Raw genomic sequence first — 8091 nt, forward strand, 5'->3', positions numbered from 1 at the left:
GCCCTACTCACTCCCTTCTCGAAAGGAAACGCCCGTGCCCCAGGAACATCCGCCCATCGCAGAGGCTCAAACGGAATCCGGAGCAACCGGATGCCCCGTTGCGTCCGGTCGCTTGAAGTACCCGACCGAGGGCGGAGGCAACCGTGACTGGTGGCCGAACCAGCTCAACTTGAAGATCCTGCAGAAGAACCCCGCTGTCGCGAATCCCATGGACGAGGATTTCGACTACGCCGCGGAATTCCAGACTCTCGATCTGGCTGCGGTGAAGCGGGACATCGAGGAGGTGATGACGACCTCGCAGGAGTGGTGGCCCGCCGACTACGGCCACTACGGGCCGTTCTTCATCCGGATGGCCTGGCATGCCGCGGGCACTTACCGCATCAACGACGGCCGCGGCGGCGCCGGGGCCGGTATGCAGCGGTTCGCGCCGCTCAACAGCTGGCCCGACAATGCGAGCCTGGACAAGGCTCGCCGCCTGCTGTGGCCGGTCAAGAAGAAGTACGGCAAGAAGCTCTCGTGGGCCGACCTGATCGTCTACGCCGGCAATGTCGCGCTGGAGTCCATGGGCTTCGAGACATTCGGCTTCGGCGGCGGCCGCGTCGATCAGTGGGAGCCGGAGGAGGACGTCTACTGGGGTCCGGAGCAGACCTGGCTCGGTGACGAGCGGTACACCGGCGAGCGGGACCTCGAGAAGCCGCTGGGCGCGGTCCAGATGGGCCTGATCTACGTGAATCCGGAAGGGCCCAACGGCAATCCGGATCCGCTCGCCGCCGCGGCCGACATCCGGGAAACGTTCCACCGCATGGCCATGAACGACGTCGAGACAGCGGCGCTCATCGTCGGCGGCCACACCTTCGGCAAGACGCACGGCGCCGGACCGGCCGACCACGTCGGTCCCGAGCCCGAGGCGGCCCCGCTGGAGGAGCAGGGGCTCGGCTGGAAGAGCTCCTTCGGCACCGGCGCTGGCAAGGACGCGATCACCAGCGGCCTGGAGGGCGCCTGGACGCCCACCCCGACGACGTGGGACAACAGCTTCCTCGAGACTCTGTACGGCTACGAGTGGGAGAAGACCAAGAGCCCTGCTGGTGCGTGGCAGTGGGTTCCCAAGGACGGCGCCGGGGCGGGCGCGGTGCCCGACGCCCACGACTCGTCGAAGACCCACACCCCGGTGATGCTGACGACGGACCTCTCGCTGCGGTTCGACCCGGTCTATGAGCAGATCACCCGTCGCTGGCTCGACCACCCCGACGAACTCGCGGACGAGTTCGCCAAGGCCTGGTACAAGCTGACCCACCGCGACATGGGGCCCATCGTCCGTTACCTCGGGCCACTGGTCCCGGAGGAGACGCTGCTGTGGCAGGACCCGGTGCCCCCGGTGACGCACGAACTCATCGGCTCGGTCGACATCGCCACCCTCAAGGGCCGGATCCTGGGGTCGGGTCTGACCGTGGCACAGCTGGTTTCCACCGCGTGGGCGGCGGCGGCGTCGTTCCGCGGCAGCGACAAGCGCGGCGGTGCCAACGGTGGGCGCATTCGCCTCGAGCCGCAGAGCGGGTGGGAGGTCAACAACCCCGACGAGCTGGTCAAGGTGGTGCGCACCCTGGAAGAGATCCAGGAGGCCTTCAACTCCGCCCAGACCGGCAACGCGAGGGTGTCGTTCGCCGATCTCGTCGTGCTCGGCGGGTGCGCGGCCGTCGAACAGGCCGCCAAGAACGCCGGATTCGACGTCGGGGTGCCGTTCACGCCGGGACGCACGGACGCCACGCAGGAGCAGACCGATGTGGAGTCCTTCTCCGCGCTCGAGCCGAATGCCGACGGCTTCCGCAACTATCTCGGAAAGGGCAACCGGCTCCCGGCCGAGTACCTGCTGATCGACAAGGCGAATCTGCTGTCCCTGAGCGCCCCCGAGATGACGGTGCTCGTCGGTGGCCTGCGCGTGCTGGGTGCGAACTACAAGCAGTCGCCGCTGGGTGTGTTCACTGCCGCCCCCGAGTCGTTGACCAACGACTTCTTCGTGAACCTGCTCGACATGGGCACGAAGTGGGAGCCGTCGCCGGCCGACGACGGGACCTACGTGGGCAAGGATCGCGTCACCGGTGAACTCCGGTGGACCGGCAGCCGCGTGGACTTGGTCTTCGGGTCGAACTCGCAGCTGCGCGCTCTCGCGGAGGTCTACGCGGCCGACGACTCGAAGCGGAAGTTCGTCCAGGACTTCGTCGCCGCGTGGGACAAGGTGATGAACCTGGACCGGTTCGAGCTGGCCTGATCGCGGTGTGATGTCCGGCTCGTGGGCCGGGCATCCGCACCTCATGCGGCACCCCGCGAGCTGTGTCGGCTCGCGGGGTGCAGCTATGCGGGCAGTTGTTCAGCAATGCGACCGCAGGTTGATCCGGCCGACTTCGTCGAACAACGCTGGATCGTACGTACCCCTGACATCCCACCAATACCGCTGGTCCGAGTCAGGCAGGTTGATCACGAACCGATGGATGTTGTCGACGCCCGGCTGCTGCGCAACGATGTTGCCCCGGTACCGGCCGGCCCTGTCGAAGAGTTCGGCGTACATCAGCCAGGCATCGTTGTCGTCCCCGCTTGTCACCGACCCGGTGAAATGTGCCCAGCCGTCTCGTTGCAGCCGCCACGTGGCGCCCGCGAACATGGTGCAGTCCCCCGCGTGGAGGTCCTGGTTCCAGACAAACGGTCGCTCCCACGAGTCGGCCTGTGCCTGGCTCGGCACAATGCCGAGTAGGGCTCCGGCGAGTAGTGCCGCGGAGGCGATGCGAGCAACGACTGTCCGTCGAGTTGATCTGATCATGGCTTTCTCCCGCCAGTTGTCGCCGTCGTATCCGGAACGGCTGGTGCAGGATTCAGTGTGGCGGCCGACTCGTCGACGCTCACGAGTATCGGCGTACTCGGGAGTGGCTGGACTCGCCGCGTAGCGGCAGCGGAGGGACTACTCGAATCGAGGTGTGTGGTTAGGCCGTGGTGCGGGCGGTCAGGTCGTCGAGCAGGATCATGACTTCGCCTTCCCGCCTGACGACCTCGGTGAGCCGGATCTTCAGGGCGATGAGTTCTGCGTCGGCGATGGGGTCGGCCGGTTCATGTTCGAGGCGCTGCCATTCGCCGCTGGCGGAGATGCTTCCCAGCACCAGTTCTCGTTCGCCCTGTTCGGTGCTGAGGCGCGCCGACACCCGGATCGATGCATGCGGCGAGCGCACCCATAGGTGCACGGCCGCGAACCGCCCGGCGATCGAGGACAACTGGCCCGGCTTCGCCACGAGGTCGACCTCGAGATCGTCGGTCGCCGAGCGGATCAACAGCACGAGCGCGCGGTAGTCGGCGCCCGCTACGCCGTCGGCGTAGATGCCCGGCGTCTTGCTCGGCGCGCCCTCGGCGAACGTGGTGAGATGCGCCCGGTTCGCTCCCTCCCCCGCGAGCTCCCATTTGTCCTTGTTCTCGAAGTCGTCCAAGAGCACCTCGACCGATGCGTCCGACATCCCCGCCGTTCCTTTCTCCGCGCATCCGACCGGCATCTTCCGGCCCGCCATGAACCCTACAAGTCACCGAATGCCCTGCCGCGCTTGCCGGGGCGCCCGCCCGGCCATCGAATCATCGTGCGGTCGGCCTCCCCGAGCGACCAGCCCGGGGGCCTGCGATGCCGCTGAAGGCTTGCGGCGGGGACATGCGACGCCGACACTGATCGGATTCGATAGTTTCGCAGGTACGGGAGCCGAACATGTTGTCCATCAAAGGGTTTGCCGCAGTATCACGTTCTTTCCGGTCTGGATCAGTGCTTTTCGCGGCCGTTGTCGCAGCAGGGGCCGTTTCGCTGAGTGCGCAAGGCGCGGCCGTCGCCGCGCCGGGTGATGTCACCACCACGGTGGCGCTGTCCGGCAGAGCGGCGGTGGGGTGTGCGGTGCAGGCGACGGCCACGGTGGCAGGCAGTTCAGCACTCGGATTGGGCAGCAATATTCCGCCGGTGGAGTTCTGGGACGACTGGAATTTCCTCGGTAGTGTCACGCCCACGGTGAACCGCGCGACGCCGACCACCGGTGTCTCCCTCACCGCGACAATCGAGTGGAAGCCGACCACTACCGGAAATCATGTGCTACGTGCCAAATACGTGGGCGGCAATTACACACCGGAATCGGAGGGCTCGATCACGGTGAACGTCGGCAACGGCATAAATCTGGGCTCGGCGTGCCTGTAGGCGACCTCGAGAGCTACCGGCAGGCCGGCCCGGACTACCGCGACTATCGAAAACCGTAATAACGCCGTACCAGTCGCTCGTAGACGAAGGCCGGGACCAGCCTGCGGGTCCAGAAGGACAACCGGACGTCCCGGCCGCACAGGTAGGCCTGCCGTGGCCGGTCGGCGGCGAGGATCGCCGCGACCTTCCTGGCGACCGTCACAGCGGGCTGTCCTGCCGCCAGGTAGCCGCGCACCAGGTTCAGCACGGCCGCGCGGTCGCGGTCGTATGCGGCGATCGGGGCGGCCACGTGCACTGCCGTGTCGATGATCGGGGTGACGGTCCATCCGGGTATGAGCACCGACACGTGTACACCGAACCCGGCCGCCTCCATCCGCGCCGCCTCGCCGATCCGCTCGACCCCCGCCTTCGTGGCCGAGTACCAACCGCCGTACGGCTCGGCGATGGCGCCCGCTCCCGAACTCACCACGATCACCCGGCCCGCGCCTTGGTCCCGCAGTAGCGGCAGCACGGCTCGTAGCACCCGATGCGTGCCGAACACGTTGGCGTCGAACAGCGCCGCGGCTTCCTCGGGCGTGGTCTCCTCGACCGCCCCGACCACGCCGTAGGCCGCGAAGGTGACGACCGCGTCGATCCGGCCGTGCCGTGCGTGCGCGTCATGGACCCAGCGGTCCACCGCTTCCGCGTCGCGCACGTCCACTCGGGCGACACCCGGCGCGGCCACCCGGTCGCATCCTTCGACGGTGTATCCCAGTGCCGCGAGATGTTCCATGGTGGCCGCGCCCATGCCGTTCGCGGCTCCGGTAACGAGCACGACGGTCATGCGGCACACACCTTCAGTACCCGCGGCAGAACTTCCAGTCGCGCCGATTCCACCATCGTGATCTCACCGTCCAGTTCCAGCGGCACCGGACGGTCGGGTCGCAGTTCCACTGCCGCGTCCCGGTGGCACACCGCCAGCCGGGACCGCCGGAAGCGCCCGGCGTACAGTCCGGCGATCAGCCCGAAGGTTCGCAGCCTGCCCGCCGCGGCCCAGATGTTCACGTCGAACTGGCCGTCGCCGCGGGTGACCTCGGTGTCGTAGTGCATACCGCCTGCGAAGTGCACGCTTTTGAGCACGCCGATGTTCGTGATCGGGGCGGTGTGGGTCCAGGTTCCCCCGCGCACGGCGACCGGCAGCGGCCGGTGGGTGGCGATGGTGGCCAGCGCCGTGGCGAGGATGGCGGCTTCGACGCTGCGCGACTTGAGCCAGCCGACCACGCCGGTGGCGTGGTTGAACGAATGATTGCCCGCCGCGACCAATCCCATGCTGGCGTTGAGCAAGAAGTAGCGGACGGCACGCGTGCCGTCGGCCAGCAGCACGCTGGCTTTGCCGACGTCGACGAGGTCGGCGCGCGCGGCGTCCAGCCGCACCGGGATGGCGCCGACGCGTGCGCTCGAGGGCACCGGCTTGTGGAAGTCGTTGGAGCTACCCAGCCCTACCGCGCCGAGTGCCGGCTCGGCGGCTCGGGGACGATCGGTCGCGGGGTCCATGAGGGCGTTCAGCACCAGGTTCACCATGCCGTCGCCACCGGCGGCGACCAGCACCGACGGCGGATCCGGCCGGGTGACGGCCGCGCGCACGATCTCGGTGGCGTGCTGCGGGCCGGACGGCAGTTCGACGGACAGGTCCGGATGCCGTGCGCGCAGCACGGATTCCACCTGTTGCCAGCGCCGCAGCGCGGTACCCGCGTTCGACCGCGGGTTCAGGACGACGAGCACGAATCCTCCTCGATGCCGAGCCACCGGCGCAGCGCGCGGTGGTCTCCCGTGGTGACCAATCCGGTGCGGGCGACGGCGGGTGGTATGCCGGTGCTCCGCGCGCCGAGCAGGAACACCGGAATCCCCAGGTGCGCCGCGGGTCCGTCGCTCCCGGGATCGTTGCCGACCATCACGCAATCCCCCGCCGCCGCGCCGAGGTGGTCGAGCACTTCGCGATAGAAATCGAGCCGCGGCTTGGCGCGGCGCATGGTCTCACCGCTGGTGGTGAACGCGAACGACGCGAGATCGTGCCCGCCCCAACGGATCCTGGTCTCGACCGTGCTGCGTGGCCACAACGGGTTGGTCGCGACCACCTGACGAGCACCTGCCGCCGCCAATCGGCGCACTGTCGCGACCGCGGCCGGGCTCGGCGGGAAACACGCTCGTAGCCGGACGAATTCGACCTCCGACAGCCGCGCAAGGCGGGCCGCGGCCACGTCGCGGCTGGTGCCCACGCGTTCGGCGAGGAGTCGGAGCATCAGCTCCGTATTGGTGTGGTCGGTGTCGTTGGCGCGCACGTCCCGCAGCGTGCGGCGCAACATCGGCAGGAAACGCTGCGGGGGCATGAGATCGCGGAACACCCAGGCCGCCCCGGTGGGCATCAGCGTCGCGAAGGTGCGCCGCCGCAGTCCGATCAGGGTGCCGTCCAGGTCCCACAGCACGGTGCGTCGCGCGCTCATTCCTGGCTGTCCAGTACAGCTTGCAGATCCGCCCTGGTCAGGCCGAGCCGGGCGGCGTATTCGTCGATGCCGGGCGGTGTGGGTCGCGCACCGCCGAGCCCGGTGCGCGACCGGAGCTCTCCGGCGTATGCCGCGCCGAGGTCGTAGACCGTCTTGGCGAGCGCGGCGGGGAACAGCCATCGGCCGAGGTCGCGCTGGAATACGCGGGTCAGGCGGTACGGCGCGATCGCGCGCGCGCCGATGGCGGCCAGCGGGCCAGGGTCGCGAAGCGAGCTCATCCGGGCCGCCTCCGCGCCCGGGACCAGCAGGAGCCCGGACCACAGCCGGCCGAAGCCGTCCAGCTTCTCGCGTGCGTCGGCGGTCATGTTGAACTCGGTGTAGGCCTTCTCGATGCGGGACGTATGCGTGGAGCGGCTGCGGAGCAGCGTGTGCACGTCGGCGATCTTGCGCGCGGTGTCGCCACGAGTGAACCGGTCCACGCGCGGCGCGATCCGGTCCAGCAACACGGCGAAGCTGGAGTTGGGCACCAGCCGGTGGGCGAGCGAAAGGGCGTGGTAAATCAGCCCTTCGCTGCCTGCCGCCGCGATCTCGGCGGCGAGCAGGTCGTAGTCGAGGTCGAGGCCCGCGTACCGGGCCAGGTTCCAGATGTCCCCGAGTTCGCGGACGCCGGTCTTGTAGTAGGGCAAGTGGATGCCCAGGTGATGCAGATTGTCCTCGTGTGCCATCGCCCACGCGGGTACACCGTGGAAGTCGATCCGCCGCACACGTTTCCAGATCGCGGCATAGTCGACCGTGTAGGGCGCCAGCGGCGTGATCAGCCCCCAGTGGGTGCCCACCACGAGCGAGCCGTCGCGGGAGACGAACGACGGCAGGTGGTGCGAGCGCTCGGTCCGCACCTTGGGCGCCTTGCCCAGCAGTTCGGAGGTCGCGAACAGCCCCAGCTCACGATAGATCTCGACGACGGCGTCGACCTGCTCCGGTTCCACCAGGATGTCCAGGTCGTTCATCCGCTTGTAGCGCGGGTCGTGGTAGATCTCCGTGGCGAAGAGCATGCCCTTGAGCACCACGCAGCGCACACCGCGCTCATCGAACCGGCGGACCAGGTCCACCGCACCGGCCAGGCGACGGTCGTTCGCGGCCGCGATCCGCTCCGCGACGGCGTCGAATCGTACTCGAGTCAACGGCGGGACGAGCGAATACACCCCGGCGGCGAGCAGGGAGCGCCGCACCAGCGGAACCGTCGCGTTCAGTTGCGCCAGTTCGAAGAAGGCCGCCCAGTCCGTGACCCGGTGCGCCAGCTCGGCCAGCTCGGCGCGCTCCGATTCGGTCGGCGCGGCCAGCGCGGCGTGCACCAGCAGACGCTCGGCGTCCGTCCCGCCCGCGGCGATCATGGTGTCGGTCATA

Annotated in this window: 8 protein-coding genes; 2 read left to right on the forward strand and 6 right to left on the reverse strand. The window is 68.5% G+C overall.

Features of this window, described 5'->3' with window-relative positions; genetic code table 11:
• Positions 1-34: 34 nt before the first annotated feature.
• On the forward strand, positions 35-2266 hold the full coding sequence (gene katG, locus ACWPXK_RS17870) for a catalase/peroxidase HPI (RefSeq protein WP_454197261.1): 2232 nt from the start codon (positions 35-37) through the stop codon (positions 2264-2266).
• A 99-nt stretch (positions 2267-2365) separates the two neighbouring features.
• Here katG and ACWPXK_RS17875 read toward each other — a convergent pair whose 3' ends face one another.
• Both ACWPXK_RS17875 and ACWPXK_RS17880 read right to left on the reverse strand, forming a co-directional pair.
• Positions 2366-2812, reverse strand: a complete 447-nt coding sequence (locus tag ACWPXK_RS17875) for a DUF6294 family protein (protein WP_454197262.1) — start codon at positions 2810-2812, stop codon at positions 2366-2368.
• 160 nt (positions 2813-2972) lie between these two features.
• Entirely contained in the window at positions 2973-3494 is a 522-nt protein-coding gene (locus tag ACWPXK_RS17880; protein ID WP_454197263.1) for a hypothetical protein, read from the reverse strand.
• Positions 3495-3787: 293 nt separating this feature from the next.
• Here ACWPXK_RS17880 and ACWPXK_RS17885 point away from each other — a divergent pair, with 293 nt between their 5' ends.
• Positions 3788-4207 (forward strand): hypothetical protein, encoded by a 420-nt coding sequence (locus tag ACWPXK_RS17885; protein WP_454197264.1) that lies wholly within the window; start codon positions 3788-3790, stop codon positions 4205-4207.
• 43 nt (positions 4208-4250) lie between these two features.
• On the opposite strand, the gene ACWPXK_RS17890 is transcribed toward ACWPXK_RS17885, so the two are convergent.
• Genes ACWPXK_RS17890 through ACWPXK_RS17905 form a run of 4 tightly spaced genes read right to left on the reverse strand, consistent with a single transcriptional unit; the run spans position 4251 to position 8090 of the window.
• Positions 4251-5030, reverse strand: coding sequence for an SDR family NAD(P)-dependent oxidoreductase (locus ACWPXK_RS17890; RefSeq protein ID WP_454197265.1), 780 nt, complete (start codon positions 5028-5030; stop codon positions 4251-4253).
• Positions 5027-5968, reverse strand: coding sequence for a diacylglycerol/lipid kinase family protein (locus tag ACWPXK_RS17895; protein ID WP_454197266.1), 942 nt, complete (start codon positions 5966-5968; stop codon positions 5027-5029). Before ACWPXK_RS17895 ends, ACWPXK_RS17890 begins: the two co-directional genes overlap by 4 nt.
• Positions 5953-6687 carry an HAD family hydrolase gene (locus ACWPXK_RS17900; RefSeq protein WP_454197267.1) on the reverse strand — a complete coding sequence of 245 codons (735 nt, stop codon included), beginning with the start codon at positions 6685-6687 and terminating at the stop codon, positions 5953-5955. Before ACWPXK_RS17900 ends, ACWPXK_RS17895 begins: the two co-directional genes overlap by 16 nt.
• Complete coding sequence (locus ACWPXK_RS17905) at positions 6684-8090, reverse strand: nucleotidyltransferase family protein (protein ID WP_454197268.1); 1407 nt, start codon at positions 8088-8090, stop codon at positions 6684-6686. The genes ACWPXK_RS17900 and ACWPXK_RS17905 overlap by 4 nt, the downstream gene beginning before the upstream one ends.
• Position 8091 lies beyond the last annotated feature (1 nt).

This window comes from Nocardia sp. Marseille-Q1738 (assembly GCF_965283145.1).

Coding starts and splice junctions, on each gene's coding strand:
- ACWPXK_RS17880 (WP_454197263.1), bottom strand. CDS start 3,494: ATGTCGGACGCATCGGTCGAGGTGCTCTTGGACGACTTCGAGAACAAG.
- ACWPXK_RS17900 (WP_454197267.1), bottom strand. CDS start 6,687: ATGAGCGCGCGACGCACCGTGCTGTGGGACCTGGACGGCACCCTGATC.
- ACWPXK_RS17875 (WP_454197262.1), bottom strand. CDS start 2,812: ATGATCAGATCAACTCGACGGACAGTCGTTGCTCGCATCGCCTCCGCG.
- ACWPXK_RS17890 (WP_454197265.1), bottom strand. CDS start 5,030: ATGACCGTCGTGCTCGTTACCGGAGCCGCGAACGGCATGGGCGCGGCC.
- ACWPXK_RS17905 (WP_454197268.1), bottom strand. CDS start 8,090: ATGACCGACACCATGATCGCCGCGGGCGGGACGGACGCCGAGCGTCTG.